Origin of the sequence: Pseudoalteromonas sp. S4492 (assembly GCF_005886115.1) — a bacterium.
Lineage (GTDB): Bacteria > Pseudomonadota > Gammaproteobacteria > Enterobacterales > Alteromonadaceae > Pseudoalteromonas > Pseudoalteromonas gelatinilytica.
In genome coordinates this window covers 168,831-189,569 of the sequence record NZ_PNCP01000004.1, presented here as the reverse complement: position 1 = coordinate 189,569, position 20,739 = coordinate 168,831, and the positions used below count along the sequence as shown (strand labels likewise).

Below are 20,739 nucleotides of genomic sequence, written 5' to 3'. Positions count from 1 at the left end.
TCGATCACATTACTGTGCCTGCTCAGATATCATACCAATTCGCTTAACGATAAGTGCGAGCTGGGATTAATCTTCTTCGATGTTGTCTAGGCCCTTGGTGCCGTCTTTAGCACGCAGCTTATGATGGATAGCCGATTTGATCAGCATATAGCCGCTGATAGGCGCGGTGATAAGCAAAAAGATTGAAATAAGAATTTCTTTCACGCTCACCCCCTCATTGGTGTAACTAAAATACACCATTGCAGCAATCAATAGCGATGCCATTCCTAAGGTTGTTGCTTTGGTAGGTCCATGTAAACGCATGAAAAAGTCAGGCATTTTCACAAGACCAATTGAACCTATCAGAATAAAGCAACCACCAATTAATAATAAGATTGAAACAATCCACTCACTCATTATCTGTTACCTTATTCAATAATGTCGCCACGCAGCAGGTATTTACACACCGCTACTGTACTTACAAAACCTAGCATCGCAATTAATAATGCCGCTTCAAAATAAAGTCCCGTGCCCATGCTCATGCCATAAAGAATGATCAAAGCAATGGTGTTAATAAACATAGTATCAAGCGCTAAAATGCGATCTGGCACCGACGGACCAACGATTAGGCGCCATAGATTTAGCAATAACGAGATTGCAATCATGGCATAAACAATTAAAAAAACGGTATCTAGCATCGAAAAATCTCCTTAAGCGGTGCTTCGTAACGCTGCTTAATAGTATTAATTAACGCTTGCTCATCTGCTAAATCGAGTACGTGAATTAATAAATAGCGCTGCTCAATAACTTCACCCTCTTCAAGTGACTCAGGAATAGGATACACCTCTGCGCTTACAGTACCCGGCGTTAACGACACTGTACTTGCCAAAATTGTAATTGGCATTTCATGACTTAAATCCAAAGGTACTTTTACAAAACCCGGACGCAATTTTTTAGTCGGTCCTAAAATCAGCAGTGCCACTTGCAAGTTAGCCGTCACAATATCGTACAGAACTAACATTAAGTGTCTAAATGCCAGACCAGGTTTCACGATAAGTGGTTGCGGATCACGAAATGGAAAGGTGATCCACGGGATAGTGATGGCAAAAAACGCGGCTAATAACAGATGACCCGGTGACACACTGTTATTCAATAACAGCCACACAACAAACAATAAAACACTGCGAAAAGGTGTCGGCAGCCAACGAAAACGAGCTTCTAAACGCATTATTGACCTCCTTGTAATACAGCATTGATGCTCGTATTAATATCAAACAACTGCTCTGAGGTTGCTAACATAAAATCAGAAATTGAACCGGCAAAAACAACCATTAAAGGTGAACATGCCAACAAAGCAATTACCGCGGTTACTTTTAAAGGGTGTGCTTTGCTGCCCTCAATTGCTTCGCTGTCTTTGTGTTTATGATCCCAAAATAAGCTTGTGCCAGCACGAGAAACTGCGACTAATAACGCAAGACTGGCAAGAATATAAATTGGCCAGAATAACATGGCTTTTTCACTATCAAGGGTGCTTTTTAGAATCCAAATTTTGCCCACAAAACCAGATAGTGGTGGCATACCAACCACTGCAAGTGCGGCGATAACAAAACAAATACCCAGTAAGAATGGCTGCGCAACGGGACGCCCTGCGACTAAACGGTCCGCAACCTTACCACGCTGCTGTGCAATTAAATCGGCAATTAAAAATAGCGCGGCACAAATTACCGTTGAGTGCACAAGGTAATAAAGGAGTGCCGCTGTTGCCGAGACATTTTGAATTGCAACGAGTGCCACTAATGTACCGACAGAGACAATCACTAAATTGGCTATCAACTTTCTAAAATCTTGACTCGCTAATACACCAATTGCTCCCATCACGATGGTTGCGAGTGCAAGGCCCCATAACCAAGGCTGTGCCATGTGAGCAAGCTCACCCGCGTTCTCACCAAAGATCACCGTATAAATACGAAGCATGGCGTACACACCGACTTTAGTCATAATGGCAAATAAGGCTGCAACCAGCGGCATCGCATTTGCGTAGGTATTTGGTAGCCATAAATGCAAAGGTAATAACGCGCCTTTTAAGGCAAATACCACGATTAACAGTAAGCCACCAATTTTAGCTAGGTAAACATCATCACCTGTCAATTGCGGGACTTTTTGTGCTAAATCAGCAATATTTAACGTACCTAGTACACCATATAGTACGCCTAAGGCAATTAAGAATACGCTTGAGCCAATCAGGTTTAAAATCACGTATTGTAATGCAGCACGGGTGCTGTGTTTATCCGCTGAGTGCATTAATAATGAATAGGATGCAATAAGTAACACTTCGAAAAATACGAATAGATTAAATACATCGCCAGTTAAAAACGCGCCGTTCACGCCTAAAATCAAAAAGTGCACTAATGGGTGAAAAAAGCTGCCTTTTTTGTCATCACCAGCACAACTATAAAGCACCACGACCGCCCCTAAGAAGCTAGTAAGCAGCACTAATAATGTCGCAAGTCTGTCAGCGACAAGTACAATCCCAAATGGCGCCGACCAATCACCTATGGCGTAAACCATTGGTGCAGTACTGTTGATATAAAACAGCAAATAGGCGCTCACCAAGACTGTAACCAAAGATAAAATGACAGAGGTTACACGGCGAATTTGTAAGTTCTTTCCGCAAGGCGGCATTAATAGCAAAACGCCAGCCAGCATAGGAATTAAAATCGGTAAAGAAGCGAGATGCTGTATCATTTTTGCTCCTTCGACGACTTAACCATATGACCATCGACATGGTCATTCCCTAAATCTGCGCGTCCGCGAATCGCTAAAATAACCACAAACGCAGTCATCGCAAAACCAATTACAATGGCAGTTAAAACCAGCGCTTGCGGTAATGGATCTGCATATTCGCTGCCAGAGCCTAATACAGCGGCTTTATTAATGGTCAAGCGTCCTGATGAGAATAAAAACAGGTTTACTGCATAAGAAAGCATGGTCAAACCCAGTACCACCGGGAACGTTCGCGCTCTCAAAATTAAATAAATTCCGCATGCAACCAGCACGCCCACGCATGATGCGTACAACACTTCCATTAAATATTTACCTCTTGCTTGGGTGTATCAGCAGTCAGTTTTCCTAAACTTGCTAAAATCATCAGCGTTGCACCTACAACGGTTAAATACACACCTAAATCAAACACGATAGCACTGGCAAGCTCAGTCTTGCCGACTAACGGAATATCAAAATAATCAAACCATGTTTTTAAGAATGGACGATCAAATGCCCAACTACCTAAGCCCGTTAATAAAGCAATGGCAATACCCGAAGCGATTATCTTGCGGTAGTTAACATCAAAGCGCTCTGAAATCCAATTCGAACCATTTGCCATGTACTGTAAAATAAACGCAATTGCAGTCACTAGACCGGCAATAAAGCCACCGCCAGGTAAATTGTGACCACGTAAGAAGATGTACGCAGAAACCAATAAAGCCAGTGGTAATAAACTTTGCGAAATGCTCGCTAACAAAATTGGGTGGCGTTCGCGCGCCCAAGGGCGACCTTCGCTATCACTTGCTGGCATAAACAGTGGCAAGTTGATAAGCAGTTTATAAATACCCAATGCAGCAATACCTAGTACGGTAATTTCGCCAAGGGTATCAAAGCCCCTAAAATCGACTAAGATCACGTTCACCACGTTAGTACCACCACCGCCGGTTTTAGCATTGGCAATAAAGAAGTCAGAAATCGACTCAAGTGGTCTGGTTAATAAGGCATAACAGATACTTGCTACAACAACACCAATAGCTGATGAAATTCCTAAATCTCGCAATATACGTAATGAGCTAGACTCTTTCGGAGTGCGCTGTGGTAAGAAGAACAGCGCTAACATAAGTAAGATAACCGTCACGACTTCTACAGTTAACTGAGTCAGTGCTAAATCTGGCGCTGAGAAACGGGTAAATACCACCGATACCATCAAGCCTACAATCGAAATCATAATCAACGAAATCATTCGTGAGCGATGCCAGATAACCGTTGCAAGCGCACCAATCACCAGTAGACCAGCACCAATCGCATTATGGAAATCGATTGGCGTTAAACCATTTGCACCCGCCAGCTGACGCATTTCGAATAATGGCCAACCTGCGCACAACAACACCACAGTGATCATCACAAACGCATAGCGCTGTAATGAACCATTTTCGATGCGATTAATTCTTTCTTGAGACCACTTAATTAGCCCGTACATACCGCGGTCAAAACCTTTCTTCGCATTTAAGGTCGGTAATGACGCTTGGAAATGGAATAAATGTTTACGTTGAATGTAAATTAATACACCGCACGACGTTGCGATGAAGCTCATTAACAGCGGTAAGTTGAAGCCATGCCACACTGATAACGTGTATTCAGGAGCAACATTGCCTAGCACTGCAAATGAGGCCGAAGCCAAAATATCGCTTACAGCAAAGTCAGGGAACATACCTACTAATAAACACAGCACCACTAATATTTCGATTGGCACACGCATGTAACGCGGTGGCTCATGAGGCTGCTTTGGTAAGTCGACAGGGTCACCATTAAAGAAAACATCATGAATGAAACGCGCTGAATAGGCGACAGAGAGCGCTCCGGCAATTGTCGCTAATACCGGAATTAACCATGACATAGAACCCAATACTTGTTGGTGTAATGTTTCAGCAAAAAACATTTCTTTCGATAAGAAACCATTTAATAGTGGCACCCCTGCCATGGCTGCGGCTGCGACCATGGCAAGCGTTGCGGTATAAGGCATAAAGCGCCACATACCATTAAGCTTACGCATATCTCGGGTGCCGGTTTCATGGTCAATAATACCCGTTGCCATAAATAACGACGCTTTAAACGTTGCGTGGTTAATAATATGGAAAATAGCGGCCACCGTAGCAAGCTCAGTATCTAAGCCAAGTAATAAGGTAATTAAACCTAAATGGCTGATTGTTGAATACGCTAGTAAGCCTTTTAAATCATGTTTAAATAAAGCGATATAAGCACCAACGAGTAAGGTCGCAAGACCCGTCATGGCTACTAAAATAAACCAAATGTCTGTGCCTGCAAGGGCTGGATAAAAACGCGCTAATAAGAAAATACCCGCTTTAACCATGGTTGCGGAGTGAAGATAAGCACTAACCGGAGTAGGTGCGGCCATGGCATGCGGTAACCAAAAGTGAAAAGGAAATTGCGCAGATTTAGTAAACGCACCTAACAGCACTAATACCAAGGCAACTTCATACAAGCCATGTGACTGGATCAGGGTTTTGCTTGCGAGGATTACATCAAGGTTATAACTACCAACAATATCACCAATCAGCAATAAACCTGCTAGCAACGCAAGACCGCCTGCACCGGTTATGGCAAGTGCCATGCGTGCGCCTTTTCTGGCTTCTGATTTGTGCCACCAGTAGCTAATCAATAAGAATGAGCTAATACTGGTTAGCTCCCAGAAAAACCATAACTGGATCACGTTGTTCGACATCACAATGCCGACCATCGCGGTCATAAATAGCATTAAATAGCAAAATAGCTTTGCCATAGAGTCATTACTACTTAAATAGTAACGTGCATAGAAGATCACGAGGGTACCAATCCCCAAGATCATATATAAAAACAGTAAACTCAAACCATCAAGTCGAAACGAAACTTGCATGTTTAAAAGTGGGATCCAATCCGCGCTATAGCGAATTGTTTCGCCAGAAAACACCGCAGGGGTATACGAAAATACAATTCCAAGGGCAATCAAAGGCGCTAACATAGTCAAAGCGGTACTTTGATTTCGTGTTAGTTTTGAAGTGCAGGATGAAATAACACTGCCGATTAAGGATAACAGGGGTATCCAGAGCAAAGTCATAATTAGGAGCCTTTTAGTGTCATAAGAATATCAATACTGCTGCTAGTTTTAATTAGTTGCGTACTGTTCATTTGGATGGTTTAAAGTTGGCTTCAAAAAAAGCTTATAGTGCGTACAGTTATACTGATCAGGGGCTATTTTGTCTATAGGAGACAGACCTATTTGCTCAAACTTTAACCGACTCGCATACTAAAATAGCAATAAATAGACGATTAGTCAGAAAATTTCTGTTCTCTTGAAGCCGTTGTAAATACAGGCTTTACTCCTAAAAATGCAAAATATTCAGAAAACCGAACAGGCTGTGTTAAGGGCTGGTTAATTTGTTTTTGCCAAAGTTGCCGATATTGCGCTGACAACCCCATCGTTTGGTATTGCATAATTGACCAGTTAGGGCTGGGCTTATACGCTTTTTTATTGCCACAGGCGAGACTCTTTTGCCACCCTTTAGGAGGAGAAGATTGGTTAGCAATAAACAAATTGGGCGCAACCTGCCCTTGCTGCTTACAAAGCCACTGCTGCTTTTGCTCTGGTAACGCATACTCATCTTCAAAACCATTAAAGTGCATCAACTCATGTAAAAACACCGCATAAGATTGCGATGAGTTGATATGCATGATCCCGCCAAGCACATTTGCAGCCCCTTGCTGCGACATCATGACAATAAAATCAAAACCCGCAGGCCATGAACGCGCGGCCGCATTTTGCCAGTTACAGCTCAGTGCCCCACTGCTGCCATCACAGTTAAACGTATCTGCCACATAGACAATGTCGGTGAAACAAAAACTCCCCTTTGCTGGCTCAGGTTTATTAGTGTATTGCTGTTTAAAGTGCTTTAAGGTCGCTATGCCTTTGTAGTGATCTGTCATCATTAGAACATTAAAGCGACATTGATCACTTGGCTGTAGATGCACAGCCGATAACACAAATTGTTGCTGCTGCGCATACGCAGAAGTTATTTGCTCAACCGGCATTTTTTGATGCAGTAGAAAAGCCTGTTTTGCACTGCCCTGTGGTAATTGACCGGCCTGAAAAAGGCGAGCGAGCTCATGCCATTGCATTGTTGCAACAAGCTTATCTGATAACGTGAGTTGCTGTGTGGTTGTGAAGTCAGAAAAGTAAGGCTGCCACCATAGTTTTGCCCCCTTGTAATCCCCCTGCTGTAAAAACCTGAGTGCAAGTTGATACGCTGCGTTACTGTCATTAAGCTGTGCAAGCTGTCGAAGTTGTGCGTTACTTAATGCTAATTGCTGGGCATTTATCGCACTTGGTGCAAGATAATAAATAGCCGTTGCTTGTGAAGGATTAACGTTCGCGTAGTATAGATAGGCAGGAATAAAACGAGGCACTGAGCTTGAAATACACCCCAAGCTCAGTATCAGAATAACACTAAAAAAAAACTTAGCTTGCGTTTTCACCAGCCATTAACTCAAGCTCTAAACGGGCATATTTGTATTCAACAAATTCATGCACATTGGTGGCAAGGGCAAGTCTGAAGTAATCAGCTGCGAGGTAGTCGTTACCCGCCGCTTGATGTAACTTAGCTAGGTAGAAATAAGCTTCACACAGGCGATGCGCATACTCTTGCTCGGAAGTAACGCCTTCGATGATGCCAGATAAGAATTCAAATTCACTGATATCACCTAAATAAAGTGCCAGCAATTGATAGCCCCATTGCGACTCATCAACACCTTGTGCATTCGCTTTCAAATCAATCAAGGCTTGTGCTTTATCGGCCTCTGATTGAGCTAAATAAAGCCATAAAACACGATACGGATCACTCGGTGAACGGTTAAGGAACTGCTGAAGATCATCTTGTGCAAGTAATGGACGCTCACCGTAGTAAAGCGCAATACCACGATTTAGGTAGGCATATTCATGCTGCTCATTTAATTCAAGTGCTGAATCAAAAAACTCATACGCTTGCTCATACTGCTGCATTAATGTGTGGTGGATCCCTAAAAAGTTATACACCTCTGCTAAATCAGGTTTGAGCTTAATTGCACGATTAAAATCAATACGTGCCAATGTCGACATGCCTAAGCTGTCAAATAATACGCCACGGTCATAATAAAGTTTTGCTTGTTGTTCGCTACTTAAATCAGCACGATTTAATAATTCAGAATAACGAGCAATTGTAATTTCATTACGAAAATCAGGCGCTAAAGGTGCAGTGAAAGGCACATTAACAATAGGGACTGACTCAGGTTGTGAGGTTGTTTGACATGCACTTAAAGAAAAAATAGCCACAGCGGTCAATGCTAAGTGTTTAAAAATCATTAAATTCCTTAATACCTGAATTCTCTGTAGACAAAGGCGAAGCGGATAGGTTTCATTAAAGCATAAAAAAAGGGGCTAAACAGCCCCTTTTTCTTATATCCAGTAAATAACTGGTTATACAATCATCATTAAGCGTCTTTTGGCTCTTCTGCTTTTTCTTCAGCAGCTGGTTCCATTGCTTCTTTAATGCTTAGACGTACACGACCTTGGCGATCTACTTCAAGAACTTTAACTTTAACTTCTTGGCCTTCGCTTAGGTGGTCAGTAACGTTGTTAACACGCTCTGTGCTGATTTGTGAAATGTGCACTAGACCGTCTTTACCCGGAAGGATGTTAACGAACGCACCGAAATCAACGATACGTACAACTTTACCAGTGTAGATAGCACCTACTTCTAGTTCAGCAGTTAATTGCTCGATACGCTTGATAGCTTCGTTTGCACTCATGCCGTCAGTTGCAGCGATCTTGATTGTACCGTCATCTTCGATTTCAATCGTTGTGCCCGTTTCTTCAGTAAGTTGACGGATAGTTGCGCCACCTTTACCGATAACTTCAGCAATTTTCTTCGCAGGGATTTGCATTGTGTAGATGCGTGGTGCGAATTGAGATAACTCTTCAGAAGGAGCAGAAATCGCTTCATCCATTACACCTAAGATGTGTAGACGTGCAGCTTTCGCTTGTTTAAGCGCGATTTGCATGATTTCTTTAGTGATACCTTCGATCTTGATATCCATTTGTAGTGCAGTGATACCGTTTGAAGTACCTGCTACTTTAAAGTCCATGTCACCTAAGTGATCTTCATCACCTAAGATGTCTGAAAGAACAACGAAATCTTCGCCTTCTTTTACTAGACCCATCGCGATACCAGCAACAGATGCTTTGATTGGTACACCCGCGTTCATAAGTGCTAGTGACGTACCACATACTGATGCCATAGACGATGAACCGTTTGATTCAGTGATTTCTGAAACAACACGGATTGAATATGGGAAGTCAGCTAATGTTGGTAATACTGCAGCAATACCACGCTTAGCTAAGTTACCGTGACCGATTTCACGACGCTTAGGAGAACCTACGAAACCTGTTTCACCTACGCAGAACGGAGGGAAGTTGTAGTGAAGCATGAAGTGATGCTTGTTAGTACCTGTTAAGTCGTCGATTAACTGTGAATCACGCTCAGTACCAAGTGTTGCAGTCACAAGTGCTTGCGTCTCACCACGCGTGAAGATTGCAGAACCGTGAGTACGTGGTAATACACCCGTCATTACGTCTAGTGCACGAACCATGTCTGGTTCACGACCATCGATACGTTTTTCACCAGCGATGATACGGCCACGAACGATTTCTTTTTCTAAAGAACCGAATAGTTTGCCAACTTCTTGCGTATCTAGCTCTTCGCCTTCAGCAAGTTCAGCTGTTAATGTAGCAACGACTTCTTCTTTCGCTACACCTAGCGCTTCTTTACGCGCTACTTTGTCAGTGATGCGGTATGCTTCACCTACTTTTTCAGCAGCGATTGCAGAGATTTTCTCAGCAAGTGTTACGTTTTTCTCTGGAGCAGTCCAATCCCAAGCTGGTTTACCTGCCTCAGCTTTAAACTCGTTGATTGCGTTGATGATAGCTTGAGATTGCTCATGACCATAAACAACCGCACCTAACATTACGTCTTCAGAAAGCGTTTCAGCTTCTGATTCAACCATAAGTACTGCGTTATCAGTACCAGCAACAACTAGGTCTAATTGGCTTTCTTCAAGCTCAGCGAGTGTTGGGTTAAGTACGTATTCACCGTTGATGAAACCAACACGTGATGCACCGATAGGACCATTGAATGGAATACCAGAGATAGCAAGTGCTGCTGAAGTACCAATCATAGCAACCATGTCAGGTTGGATTTCTGGGTTAACAGAAACAACTGTCGCGATTACTTGTACTTCGTTTACGAAACCGTCTGGGAAAAGTGGACGGATTGGACGGTCGATTAGACGAGCGATTAGCGTTTCGCCATCGTTTGGACGACCTTCACGCTTAAGGAAACCACCAGGGATACGACCCGCAGCGTACATACGCTCTTGGTAGTTAACTGTTAGTGGGAAGAAGTCTTGACCTGGTTGTGCATCACGCTTACCAACAACAGTAACTAATACTGAAGTGTCGCCAATGCTTGCTAGTACTGCGCCGTCAGCTTGACGAGCGATAGCACCCGTTTCTAGGGTCACAGTGTGTTGACCTAGTTGAAATTCTTTAATAATTGCTTGCACTTAAAAATGTCCTTTAAATGTAAAAGCAACTCAGAGCAGTGCTCCGAATTGGTAAAAAATAGTCCATCAAAGTACCAATTACAGTACTTAATTAAACTTAAGAAAAATCAATTAAGTACTACAATTGGCAATGATGTTTTTTGATATCTAGGAAGCATCCACTCCCTAGGTGTGCGCTAGTATACCTTTCATACGCGCACAAAAAAAGGGGCTAAATAGCCCCTTTTCTCGTAATCTAGTTCTTAGCGACGTAGGCCAAGCTCTTGGATTAACGCAGTGTAACGTGCAATGTCTTTACCTTTAAGGTAGTCAAGCAGTTTACGGCGTTGGCTTACTTTGCGAAGAAGACCACGACGTGAGTGGAAGTCGTGCTTGTGGCTAGCAAAGTGACCTTGAAGCTTGTTGATATCGAAAGTTAGAAGTGCAACTTGTACTTCAGGTGAACCAGTGTCGCCTTCAGCGCGTGCAAATTTAGCGATGATTTCAACTTTTTCTTGATTGCTTAGTGACATAGTAACTCCAAAAATTAATTTAAATTGTGTTTTAGCCGATCACTAATTCAGCCAAAACGATTGAGCGGGGCGTATTCTACCCAGCTTTGCTCATAACTACAAGGTAATCTTTACTCAGGTAGTTGATTTGATAAACCGCGTTTTGATTTTAAGTGGCCGTCTTTATGACGCTCACCAGTGCCAATGAACACGCCATCAGCCATGACTTTAACCACACCATCGGGGACAGGCTTACCAATAACCACGGTTTGACCATGGCTAAATGCCACGCCCTGCTCTTGGGTAATTTCAATCACAGGTAAATCAACCAAAGCAGTATCCATTGGCAGTAATAACTCATCGAGGTAGCTTGAAGGCGCAACATCATCAGCTTTCGCTTGTTGTAGCTTTTCTTCAAGTTGCTCAAGGGTAACCATTTTCTCACTTGGATAATGCCCTACCGCACTACGATGCAGCATAATAACATGCGCACCACAGCCGAGCTTTTCACCTAAATCATCAACAATAGTACGAATATAAGTACCTTTCGACACATGTGCCGTCATTTGTACTTCGTTGTTCGCTTCATCAAACTCATCAAGCGTTAAACTAAATACATTAATTTTTCGACACTTACGGGGTACTTCAATGCCTTCACGGGCATATTTATACAAAGGCTGACCTTGGTATTTAAGCGCTGAGTACATCGAAGGATATTGATCCGACTCACCTAAGAAGCTGGCAATTTGCTCAGCTAATTGTTCACGCGTGACCGATACTTCGCGCGTTTCAACCACTTCACCATCTGAATCAGAGGTAGTGGTTCGCTCACCAAGTTTGGCGCGCACAACATAGGTTTTATCAGTATCAAGCAAGAACTGGGTAAACTTAGTCGCTTCACCAAAACAAATAGGCAGCATACCCGTCGCGAGCGGATCAAGCGCACCGGTGTGGCCTGCTTTTTGAGCAAAGTAAATTCCCTTTGCTTGCTGCAATGCTTTGTTCGATGAAATACCTTGCGGCTTATTAAGTAATAAGATGCCGTCAATAGCACGACCTTTACTGCGTCTAGCCATTAGTCTTTAGTGCCTTCTTCGCTGCCGTCTTCGTCTACATGCTTAGCATTGTCTTCACGGATAACTGAGTCAACCAAGTTTGAAATACGCATACCTTCCATAAGCGAGTTATCAATAACAAAACGTAGCTCAGGCATGATGCGCGCACGAATGCGTTTACCTAATAAAGAACGAATATAACCCGTTGCTTCATTTAAGATTTTAGCGCTTTGCTTGGCTTTATCTTCATCGTCAGTGTTAAACACTGTGATAAATACTTTTGCGTAAGATAAGTCGCGAGATACCTCAACCGCAGACACTGTCACCATGCCTAAGCGTGGATCTTTGATTTCGCGTTGAAGAATAACAGCAATCTCTTTTTGAATTTGCTGTGCAACACGATCAGTGCGAGAAAATTCTCTCATTTCATTTCACTCTAAAATAATAACTTATTGATGTTAAAGAATAAGTTAATTTAATTACGAATACACAAATGGGGGCTAGGCCCCCATTTAAAATAGTGACTTAAACGAAATTAAAGTGAACGTTGTACTTCAACCGTCTCGAATACCTCGATTTGGTCGCCAACTTTAACATCGTTGTAGTTCTTAACGCCGATACCACATTCCATACCGTTACGAACTTCTTGTACGTCATCTTTAAAGCGACGTAGTGACTCAAGTTCACCTTCATAGATAACCACGTTATCACGAAGTACACGGATAGGCGCGCTACGCTTAACGATACCTTCAGTAACCATACAACCTGCGATTGCACCAATCTTAGGTGACTTGAACACGTCACGAACTTCAGCAAGACCAATGATCTCTTGCTTAAATTCTGGTGCAAGCATACCTGACATCGCTTGTTTAACTTCTTCAATCAGGCTGTAGATAACGCTGTAGTAACGTAAGTCTAGGTTTTCTGACTCAATAACTTTACGAGCTGATGCATCAGCACGAACGTTAAAGCCAACAACGATTGCGTTTGACGCCGCTGCAAGTGTTGCATCAGTTTCAGTGATACCACCTACACCTGAACCAACAATCTTCACTTTAACTTCATCAGTAGATAGTTTAGTTAATGAATCAGCAATTGCTTCAATTGAACCTTGAACGTCTGCTTTAAGTACTACGTTAACTTCAGATACATCGCCTTCAGTCATGTTAGAGAACATGTTTTCAAGCTTCGCTTTTTGCTGACGAGCAAGTTTAACTTCACGGAATTTACCTTGACGGTAAAGCGCTACTTCACGAGCTTTACGCTCATCTTTAACTACCGTTGCTTCGTCACCAGCCGCAGGGATACCAGATAGACCTAAAATCTCAACTGGGATAGATGGACCCGCAGACTTGATGTCTTTACCGTTTTCATCTTTCATCGCACGAACACGGCCATATTCAAGACCACACAGTACGATATCACCTTGGTTAAGCGTACCAGACTGAACAAGAATTGACGCAACTGGACCACGGCCTTTATCAAGACGCGATTCAATGACAACACCTGCCGCCATACCTTCAGTTGGTGCAGTTAATTCTAGGATCTCAGCTTGCATTAATACTGCTTCAAGTAGGTCATCAATACCTAAACCTGTTTTTGCAGAGATATGTACGAATTGCGTGTCACCACCCCACTCTTCTGGGATAACGTCTAGCTGTGCTAATTCGTTCTTAACGCGATCTGGGTCGATGCCTTCTTTATCCATCTTGTTAACTGCGATGATTAAAGGAACGCCAGCAGCACGGGCGTGCTGAACCGCTTCTTTAGTTTGTGGCATTACACCATCATCCGCAGCAACAACTAGGATTACGATATCCGTTGCTTTCGCACCACGAGCACGCATTGATGTAAACGCGGCGTGACCCGGAGTATCTAAGAACGTGATCATGTGACCATTTGTTTCAACGTGGTATGCACCGATGTGCTGTGTAATACCACCAGCCTCACCAGAGGCAACTTTTGCTGAACGAATGTAATCAAGTGTTGACGTTTTACCGTGGTCAACGTGACCCATTACTGTTACAACCGGTGCACGAGGAAGCGCTTTACCTTCTTCGCTACGGTCGTTTAGTACTTTCTCTTCTAATTCGTTTTCTTTAACGATGATAACCTTGTGGCCCATTTCTTCAGCAACAAGTTGTGCTGTTTCTTGGTCGATCACTTGGTTGATGGTAACCATGTCACCCATCTTCATCATTGTTTTAACAACTTCAGCACCTTTAACCGCCATACGTGATGCAAGCTCTGCAACAGTGATTGTTTCACTGATACGTACTTCGTTTTTCACGTCTGCTGTTGGTTTTTGGAAACCGTGTTGTAATGAGGTAGGTGCTTTTAACTTACCTTTTTTACCTTTAGGACCAGAAGTTAATGGCTTCTCTTTTTGAGGTCCTTTTTTCTTTTTCTTCGCACGACGAGCACTTTGCTCTTCGCGAGCATCAGACTCATCTTCTGCTGCACGTGCGTATGAAGAAGTCGTAAGGTGGTGATCAGCGTTCTTTTCACGCTCTATACGCTCTTCTTCTTCCTTCTTCCAGCGAGCTTCATTTTCTTCAGCTAGCTTTCTTGCCTCTTCTGCTTGACGTTTCGCTTCTTCTTCAGCTTTTCTCAATGCGGCCTCTTCTGCTTCTTTTTGCAGACGCTCAGCTTCGGCGCGATCTTTTTCAGACTTAGCACTTTGCTCTGGGGTCATCTGCTTCTGTTTCGCTTTACGCTCAGCCTCAGCTTTGCGTTTAGCCTCTTCTTTGGCTTGACGCTCAGCTTCTTCTTTCGCTTTGCGCTCTGCCTCTTGTTTCGCTTTAAGCTCTTCAGCTTCTTGCTGGGCTTTAAGCTCTGCTGCTTTACGTGCAGCTTCCTCTGCAGCTAAACGCTCTTCTTCTTGCTGTTGCTCAATGGCGCTTTTCTTAACGTAAGTACGTGTTTTACGTACTTCAACTTGTACAGACTTTGCTTTACCTGTTGAACCAGTCACGCTCAGCGTGCTTTTGCTCTTACGTTGCAAAGTCATGCGAGCTGGACCTTCAGAGCCCGTGCCGCCATGCTGCTTGCTCAAATGATCTAATAACGTCGACTTTTCAGACTCAGTTACCATATCACCTGCTTTTTTAGGAATACCGGCTTGCTCAAGCTGCTGTAGTAGCTTATCAACAGTTGTACCAATATCTCCGGCTAGTTTTTCAACATTTACTTCTGCCATAGTGTGTAATACCTCCGTTAATAAATTACTCGTCTGCGAACCAACAAATGTTACGCGCAGCCATAATTAGCTTGCCAGCTTCTTCTTCTGAAAGGTCAGTGATATCCACTAACTCATCAATGCCTTGCTCAGCTAAGTCTTCAAGTGTAACAACACCTTTGCTTGCCATTACGAAAGCAAGGTGACGCTCTAAACCTTCAAGTGCTAGTAGGTCTTCTGCAGGCTCTGCACCTTCTAGGCTTTCTTCTGTTTTAAGTGCTTTCGTTGTTAACGCGTCTTTTGCACGTGAACGTAAGATATCAACTGTTTCTTCGTCTAAACCGTCGATTTCTAAGAACTCAGAAGCTGGTACGTAAGCTACTTCTTCAAGCGTTGAGAAACCTTCGTTGATAAGTAATGTTGCAAACTCATCATCGATGTCTAGGTATTCAGTGAATAAGTTGATTAGCTTGTCTGATTCAGCTTCGTTCTTCGCACGCATGTCATCTACTGTCATTACGTTTAATTCCCAGCCAGTTAACTGACTAGCAAGACGAACGTTTTGACCGTTACGACCGATTGCTTGTGCAAGGTTGTCTGCTTCAACAGCGATATCCATTGAATGCGTATCTTCGTCCATTACGATTGACGCAACTTCAGCTGGCGCCATTGCGTTGATAACGAATTGCGCTGGGTTGTCATCGTAAAGAACGATATCAACACGCTCACCACCAAGCTCACTTGATACAGCTTGTACACGTGCACCACGCATACCAACACACGCACCAACTGGGTCAATACGTTTGTCGTTAGATTTAACAGCGATTTTTGCACGAGAACCCGGATCACGTGCTGCGGCACGTAATTCAATCATCTCTTCGCCAATCTCTGGCACCTCAATGCGGAATAATTCCATTAGCATTTCTGGCTTAGAACGCGTTACAAATAACTGCGCGCCACGTGCTTCTGGCTTAACTTCGTATAGAAGACCACGGATACGGTCGCCTGGACGGAAGTTTTCACGCGGTAACATATCGTCACGGTAGATAACCGCTTCAGCATTGTTACCAAGGTCAAGTACGATAGCGTCACGGGTTGCTTTTTTAACAACACCTGTTACTAATTCGCCTTGTTGGTCTTTGTATTCTTCAACAACTAATGCACGCTCAGCTTCACGTACTTTTTGTACGATAACTTGCTTAGCCATTTGTGTTGTAATACGGTCAAATTTAATTGATTCGATTTGCTCTTCAACGTAATCACCAAGTTGTAAAGACGGGTCTTCAACTTGTGCTGCTTCTAGCGTGATTTCGCTGTAAGGATGTTCTAGTGAACCATCTTCAAGAACGTTAGCAATTTTCCAACGACGGAACGTGTCGTAATTACCTGTTTTACGATCGATTGATACGCGAACATCAATTTCGCCATCGTGTTTTTTCTTTGTAGCAGTCGCTAATGCGAACTCTAACGCTTCAAAAATCTTTTCTTTTGGAACCGCTTTCTCATTGGAGACGGCTTCAGCAACCAATAATATTTCTTTTGCCATGGGTTATGCCTCGCTTGCCCTATTCCTTCGCACTCGAATTAAAATTTTGCGATGATGTTCGCACGTTCAATGTTACTGATCATAATCATATGCTCAGTGCCATCTGCTGAAAGTGTGATCATATCACTGCTAACTGATACTAAATCGCCTTTAAAATTACGACGACCATCTTGTGGAAGCTTTGTACGCACGCGTACTTCTTCTCCTTGCGCCTTCTCGTAGTGATCTTGTTTGAATAATGGACGATCAACACCAGGAGACGAAACTTCCAAATCATATTCATTTGTAATTGGGTCTTCGACGTCTAAAATTGCGCTAACTTGACGACTAACGTCGGCACAATTGTCCACCGTAATCCCTGCATCGTGATCGATATAAACACGTAATGTAGAGTGGCGACCAGCTTGCACAAACTCAAGACCATGTAACTCAAAGCCTAACATTTCAACGGCCGGTGAGAGCATGGCTACTAAATCTTGCTCAAGTTTTGTCACGAAAATCCTCCATACAAACAAAAAAAGGGCATATAGCCCTGAAATACTGAGTTTAATAATGATTTAAAATCACCGCCAAGCAGATACAACAACGCCCCGAACCAAGCGGGGCGTCACACCTAAAGCATAAAACTGTGTGGCCTAGGGCCAAGCTTGGTTGCGAGTCAGTCACCTGACTAAATTAAACTAGATAGCCTAAACGCAAAACGCGCATTACCAGAATGCGCGACTTCATACAGTAAAAACTTACTGTGTATACTAAGTACACTCAACAATGCCTTAGCATGTATTTGGTTGCGGGAGCCGGATTTGAACCGACGACCTTCGGGTTATGAGCCCGACGAGCTACCAGGCTGCTCCATCCCGCGCCAATTGATATTAAAAGTATCTTAATATCGTCTGATTGAGCGATAAACACCTCAATTCAATGGCGGCTATTATAAGCATGTAACGCTCAATTAGCAACCTTCCGGCATGAATTAGTTAGACTATTTTTTACCTAAAAATTTATGACAACCTTGTCATAAAATTTCCCATTACCGAAAAATCTCGTCTATATTTAGTCATATAATAAGAACAACCTATAGCCTTGGCTATTAAGCGATTTACTATGAGTCTCTCTTCGTTTCAAAAAAGACTGCTACAACAAGATATTGAATTGCTAAAACCCGATTTTCATCAGTTTACAAGCGCATATCATCGTAGTCTTTGTTCACGTAAATTAACCATGTCAGTGCCTGAACACGAAAGTATAACTAAACGCAGTTATATCTTGTACTGCGCGCTTAACAAAGTAGTGAGCCACCTTGATGATCTATTGCAAGTGACGCCATTTATTCATTATCTAGCAAATAATCTCAGCTTTTTAAATGTGTCGTTTGAGGACATCGATATCCTTTGCGACGCATTTATCGAAACCCGCAAATCGTATATGCATCACATCAACACGCAATTAAAACAAGCTTGGCTGCAAGCTATGCGTATATTTGCCAATATTGTCAAAAGTTACTTGTTTGCTTACTCAAATGTGGTGTCGTTTAGCGCGTATTGTCCGGCACGTTTAAGCTCATAACCTAGTTAATTCGCTGTTGAGTCTGTCGATTTGTTTTTGCTCAATGGCGATAAGCGTATTAAAGCGGCTAGTTAGCGCAGTCATTTTGTCTGCTAAGGCACTATCGCTATTTGCATCAGCTAAATTTCGAGGGCGGCTATTTAATTGTTGCTCAAGCTCTGAGATTTGTACGTTTAACTCACTTTGATAAGTATCTATTTTATTTTCATGCTCTGAAATTTTACGCATAATTTGTTTTGAGCGAATAAAACTAGCAACCTCATTATTAGCAACCGTATTTGCAGATGAAGTTAACGTGTATTTTTCAGCCGTGAGTCTATCTATACTGCGCTGCTCACTGTCTATAAGCACGCCGTAACGCTCAGATACCGCGGTCATTTGCTTGGCAATAGCCGCTTGTTTTTTAGCCCCTACCAAGTTACGTAGCTGAGCATCTGATTGCTCAGATAAAGCCACTATTTCCCTGTCCATTTTGAGCTTGAATGTGTCAATTTTATTGTTATGTTCTGCTATTTGTGCATCAATTTGCTTTGACCGAATGTAACGATCAACCTCTGCAGTATCTTTATCTGCTGATGGTTGTGCAGTATTTTCTGACGCGCTCGAAAGGTGTGGGTTTTGCTCTTTTATAGTGATTAGCTTTGCATCTTTGCCGCATGGCTGTTGACTAAATTCAGCAATACCATTTTTCTCACAGTGATACACAGTGCTGTGCGCTGTTTGGCAAACTAAGAGACTTATAAATAATAAGTTTAGCTTTAATGGAATAAGTGTCATGTCATGCCTTCCCTAGTAAATGACTCATTATGAACTTCATAATAGTACCTTATATATAGACTAAAATTATCGATCTATCTTGGTGTTTATTTCGTAACTACCTAGATTACTTGCTGCAAAGGTTATTAGAAGTGCAATACTCTACCCTGCGATTTATTTTTGGCGATCAACTTAATGCAAGCCACAGCTGGTTTAAAGAAAAATCACAACCAGATACGCTGTATGTCATTGCTGAGTTAAAACAAGAAACAGACTACGTAAAGCATCATATGCAAAAAGTGGTCGCCTTCTTCGCAGCAATGGAAAACTTTGCCAAAGCACTTACAAAAGCAAACTTAAACTGTCTGCACCTTACACTTGATGACACACAAAACGATGCTTCATTACCTGAACTACTCACCCGGTTAGCTAAGCATTATCAGTGCCACAATATAGAGTACCAATACCCTGACGAATACCGCCTGAAACAACAACTCGCTGATTTTGCAAAGCAGAGCGAATTTAATGTCAATGCGGTTGATTCGGAACACTTTCTACTACCTTTTAATGACATTGACCAGCACTTTAAGCCAAATAAGCCGGTAAAAATGGAGTTTTTTTATCGTGCTATGCGCAAACGTTTTACTATTTTAATGGACGATGATAACCAACCTCGTGGTGGCAAGTGGAATTTTGATCAGCAAAATAGAAACAAGTTAAAACCAAGCGATCTTAAAGAAATTCCCGCCCCCTTATGCTTCGCCCACAATGTAAGCCACATTCTAAAACGGATTGAAAAGCACCAAGTAAACACCTTTGGTGAGTGTAGTGAAACACTTATCTGGCCAACAACCCGCGCTGAAGCAAAACAATTGCTCGATTTCTTCTGCGACCATTTACTGGTGCATTTTGGTCAATTTCAGGATGCTATGACGTGCCAATCAGCGCATCAATGGTCTTTGTATCACAGCCGATTATCGTTTGCTTTAAACACCAAAATGCTGCACCCGATGCAAGTCATCAAGCGGGTATTAACCAGCTTTGAAAAACAGCAGATTGATATTGCACAAGTAGAAGGCTTTATCCGTCAGATCCTTGGTTGGCGTGAATATGTACGCGGTATTTATTGGCAAAATATGCCTGATTACGCCAGCAAAAATGCCTTAAATGCCAAGCGCGCCCTACCTGACTATTTTTGGCATGGCAAAACAAACATGAATTGTATGCACCATGCCATTACACAAAGCTTGCAAACGGCTTATGCGCATCACATTCAACGTTTGATGATCACGGGTAACTTTTGCTTGTTAACCGCTATAGAACCGAGTGAAGTGGATGCTTGGTATCTGGGTATTTATATCGATGCAATAGAATGGGTAGAAATGCCCAACACACGAGGAATGAGTCAATTTGCTGACGGTGGATTAATTGCAACTAAACCCTATGCGGCCAGTGGTAATTACATCAACAAAATGAGTGATTATTGCAAACACTGTAGCTACAACATCAAAGAAAAAGCCACTGATGATGCATGCCCATTCAACAGTTTATATTGGCATTTTATGTTAGAGCACGAACAGCAACTATCACAAAACCCACGCATCGGTATGATCTATAACAATTGGTATAAACAAGATGAATCTGTTCAGCAAGCAACACTCAAGCGCGCTAGCTGGTGCTTAGATAATCTAGAAAAGCTGTAATGACAAAGTACCAAAATAGGTAAAGTTGTTAATTAAATGTTTAATTTTTCTG

At 42.5% G+C, this 20,739-nt stretch carries 18 protein-coding genes and 1 tRNA gene; 2 read left to right on the top strand and 17 right to left on the bottom strand.

Annotated features, from left to right (window positions below; all coding sequences use genetic code 11):
* Nucleotides 1-66: 66 nt before the first annotated feature.
* From CWC28_RS01555 to CWC28_RS01480, 16 genes are all read right to left on the bottom strand, one after another.
* Entirely contained in the window at nucleotides 67-399 is a 333-nt protein-coding gene (locus CWC28_RS01555; RefSeq protein WP_171038274.1) for a Na+/H+ antiporter subunit G, read from the bottom strand.
* Nucleotides 400-407: 8 nt separating this feature from the next.
* Nucleotides 408-677, bottom strand: a complete 270-nt coding sequence (locus tag CWC28_RS01550) for a K+/H+ antiporter subunit F (protein WP_063706782.1) — start codon at nucleotides 675-677, stop codon at nucleotides 408-410.
* The gene (locus tag CWC28_RS01545) at nucleotides 671-1,207 is read right to left on the bottom strand and encodes a Na+/H+ antiporter subunit E (protein ID WP_105181493.1); all 537 of its coding nucleotides are present in this window, start codon (nucleotides 1,205-1,207) and stop codon (nucleotides 671-673) included. Before CWC28_RS01545 ends, CWC28_RS01550 begins: the two co-directional genes overlap by 7 nt.
* On the bottom strand, nucleotides 1,207-2,724 hold the full coding sequence (locus CWC28_RS01540; protein WP_063706778.1) for a monovalent cation/H+ antiporter subunit D: 1,518 nt from the start codon (nucleotides 2,722-2,724) through the stop codon (nucleotides 1,207-1,209). The genes CWC28_RS01545 and CWC28_RS01540 overlap by 1 nt, the downstream gene beginning before the upstream one ends.
* Nucleotides 2,721-3,065, bottom strand: coding sequence for a Na+/H+ antiporter subunit C (locus CWC28_RS01535; protein ID WP_063706776.1), 345 nt, complete (start codon nucleotides 3,063-3,065; stop codon nucleotides 2,721-2,723). Before CWC28_RS01535 ends, CWC28_RS01540 begins: the two co-directional genes overlap by 4 nt.
* On the bottom strand, nucleotides 3,065-5,857 hold the full coding sequence (locus CWC28_RS01530; RefSeq protein ID WP_063706774.1) for a monovalent cation/H+ antiporter subunit A: 2,793 nt from the start codon (nucleotides 5,855-5,857) through the stop codon (nucleotides 3,065-3,067). The genes CWC28_RS01535 and CWC28_RS01530 overlap by 1 nt, the downstream gene beginning before the upstream one ends.
* 212 nt (nucleotides 5,858-6,069) lie before the next feature.
* Nucleotides 6,070-7,272 (bottom strand): tetratricopeptide repeat protein, encoded by a 1,203-nt coding sequence (locus CWC28_RS01525; RefSeq protein WP_138624621.1) that lies wholly within the window; start codon nucleotides 7,270-7,272, stop codon nucleotides 6,070-6,072.
* Nucleotides 7,256-8,134, bottom strand: coding sequence for a lipoprotein NlpI (nlpI, locus tag CWC28_RS01520; protein ID WP_063706770.1), 879 nt, complete (start codon nucleotides 8,132-8,134; stop codon nucleotides 7,256-7,258). The genes CWC28_RS01525 and nlpI overlap by 17 nt, the downstream gene beginning before the upstream one ends.
* 128 nt (nucleotides 8,135-8,262) lie before the next feature.
* Nucleotides 8,263-10,392 carry a polyribonucleotide nucleotidyltransferase gene (gene pnp, locus CWC28_RS01515; RefSeq protein ID WP_063706764.1) on the bottom strand — a complete coding sequence of 710 codons (2,130 nt, stop codon included), beginning with the start codon at nucleotides 10,390-10,392 and terminating at the stop codon, nucleotides 8,263-8,265.
* Between the two features lie 242 nt (nucleotides 10,393-10,634).
* On the bottom strand, nucleotides 10,635-10,904 hold the full coding sequence (gene rpsO / locus CWC28_RS01510) for a 30S ribosomal protein S15 (protein WP_054553172.1): 270 nt from the start codon (nucleotides 10,902-10,904) through the stop codon (nucleotides 10,635-10,637).
* Between the two features lie 110 nt (nucleotides 10,905-11,014).
* Nucleotides 11,015-11,959: a tRNA pseudouridine(55) synthase TruB gene (truB, locus tag CWC28_RS01505; protein WP_063706762.1), complete on the bottom strand. Its 945-nt coding sequence runs from the start codon at nucleotides 11,957-11,959 to the stop codon at nucleotides 11,015-11,017.
* Nucleotides 11,959-12,363, bottom strand: coding sequence for a 30S ribosome-binding factor RbfA (rbfA, locus tag CWC28_RS01500; RefSeq protein WP_063706760.1), 405 nt, complete (start codon nucleotides 12,361-12,363; stop codon nucleotides 11,959-11,961). Before rbfA ends, truB begins: the two co-directional genes overlap by 1 nt.
* A 110-nt stretch (nucleotides 12,364-12,473) precedes the next feature.
* Nucleotides 12,474-15,137: a translation initiation factor IF-2 gene (gene infB / locus CWC28_RS01495; RefSeq protein WP_063706758.1), complete on the bottom strand. Its 2,664-nt coding sequence runs from the start codon at nucleotides 15,135-15,137 to the stop codon at nucleotides 12,474-12,476.
* Nucleotides 15,138-15,162: 25 nt separating this feature from the next.
* Nucleotides 15,163-16,662 (bottom strand): transcription termination factor NusA, encoded by a 1,500-nt coding sequence (gene nusA, locus CWC28_RS01490; RefSeq protein ID WP_063706756.1) that lies wholly within the window; start codon nucleotides 16,660-16,662, stop codon nucleotides 15,163-15,165.
* A 38-nt stretch (nucleotides 16,663-16,700) separates the two neighbouring features.
* Nucleotides 16,701-17,156, bottom strand: coding sequence for a ribosome maturation factor RimP (gene rimP / locus CWC28_RS01485; RefSeq protein ID WP_054553177.1), 456 nt, complete (start codon nucleotides 17,154-17,156; stop codon nucleotides 16,701-16,703).
* 291 nt (nucleotides 17,157-17,447) lie between these two features.
* Nucleotides 17,448-17,524: transfer RNA gene (locus tag CWC28_RS01480), tRNA-Met, on the bottom strand.
* 242 nt (nucleotides 17,525-17,766) lie between these two features.
* Between CWC28_RS01480 and CWC28_RS01475 the strand changes: the two genes are divergently transcribed.
* Nucleotides 17,767-18,228, top strand: coding sequence for a globin (locus tag CWC28_RS01475; protein ID WP_138624620.1), 462 nt, complete (start codon nucleotides 17,767-17,769; stop codon nucleotides 18,226-18,228).
* On the opposite strand, the gene CWC28_RS01470 is transcribed toward CWC28_RS01475, so the two are convergent.
* Nucleotides 18,223-19,005, bottom strand: coding sequence for a hypothetical protein (locus CWC28_RS01470; protein ID WP_105175217.1), 783 nt, complete (start codon nucleotides 19,003-19,005; stop codon nucleotides 18,223-18,225). The two genes, CWC28_RS01475 and CWC28_RS01470, sit on opposite strands and share 6 nt — an antisense overlap.
* 131 nt (nucleotides 19,006-19,136) lie before the next feature.
* Here CWC28_RS01470 and CWC28_RS01465 point away from each other — a divergent pair, with 131 nt between their 5' ends.
* Nucleotides 19,137-20,687, top strand: a complete 1,551-nt coding sequence (locus tag CWC28_RS01465) for a cryptochrome/photolyase family protein (RefSeq protein ID WP_171038272.1) — start codon at nucleotides 19,137-19,139, stop codon at nucleotides 20,685-20,687.
* The last annotated feature ends 52 nt before the right edge of the window (nucleotides 20,688-20,739 follow it).

Excerpts from the sequence above, each read along its gene's own strand:
- CWC28_RS01550 (WP_063706782.1), bottom strand. The coding sequence starts at position 677 with ATGCTAGATACCGTTTTTTTAATTGTTTATGCCATGATTGCAATCTCG.
- CWC28_RS01545 (WP_105181493.1), bottom strand. The coding sequence starts at position 1,207 with ATGCGTTTAGAAGCTCGTTTTCGTTGGCTGCCGACACCTTTTCGCAGT.
- CWC28_RS01540 (WP_063706778.1), bottom strand. The coding sequence starts at position 2,724 with ATGATACAGCATCTCGCTTCTTTACCGATTTTAATTCCTATGCTGGCT.
- CWC28_RS01535 (WP_063706776.1), bottom strand. The coding sequence starts at position 3,065 with ATGGAAGTGTTGTACGCATCATGCGTGGGCGTGCTGGTTGCATGCGGA.
- CWC28_RS01530 (WP_063706774.1), bottom strand. The coding sequence starts at position 5,857 with ATGACTTTGCTCTGGATACCCCTGTTATCCTTAATCGGCAGTGTTATT.
- nlpI (WP_063706770.1), bottom strand. The coding sequence starts at position 8,134 with ATGATTTTTAAACACTTAGCATTGACCGCTGTGGCTATTTTTTCTTTA.
- rpsO (WP_054553172.1), bottom strand. The coding sequence starts at position 10,904 with ATGTCACTAAGCAATCAAGAAAAAGTTGAAATCATCGCTAAATTTGCA.
- truB (WP_063706762.1), bottom strand. The coding sequence starts at position 11,959 with ATGGCTAGACGCAGTAAAGGTCGTGCTATTGACGGCATCTTATTACTT.
- rbfA (WP_063706760.1), bottom strand. The coding sequence starts at position 12,363 with ATGAGAGAATTTTCTCGCACTGATCGTGTTGCACAGCAAATTCAAAAA.
- infB (WP_063706758.1), bottom strand. The coding sequence starts at position 15,137 with ATGGCAGAAGTAAATGTTGAAAAACTAGCCGGAGATATTGGTACAACT.
- nusA (WP_063706756.1), bottom strand. The coding sequence starts at position 16,662 with ATGGCAAAAGAAATATTATTGGTTGCTGAAGCCGTCTCCAATGAGAAA.
- CWC28_RS01475 (WP_138624620.1), top strand. The coding sequence starts at position 17,767 with ATGAGTCTCTCTTCGTTTCAAAAAAGACTGCTACAACAAGATATTGAA.
- CWC28_RS01470 (WP_105175217.1), bottom strand. The coding sequence starts at position 19,005 with ATGACACTTATTCCATTAAAGCTAAACTTATTATTTATAAGTCTCTTA.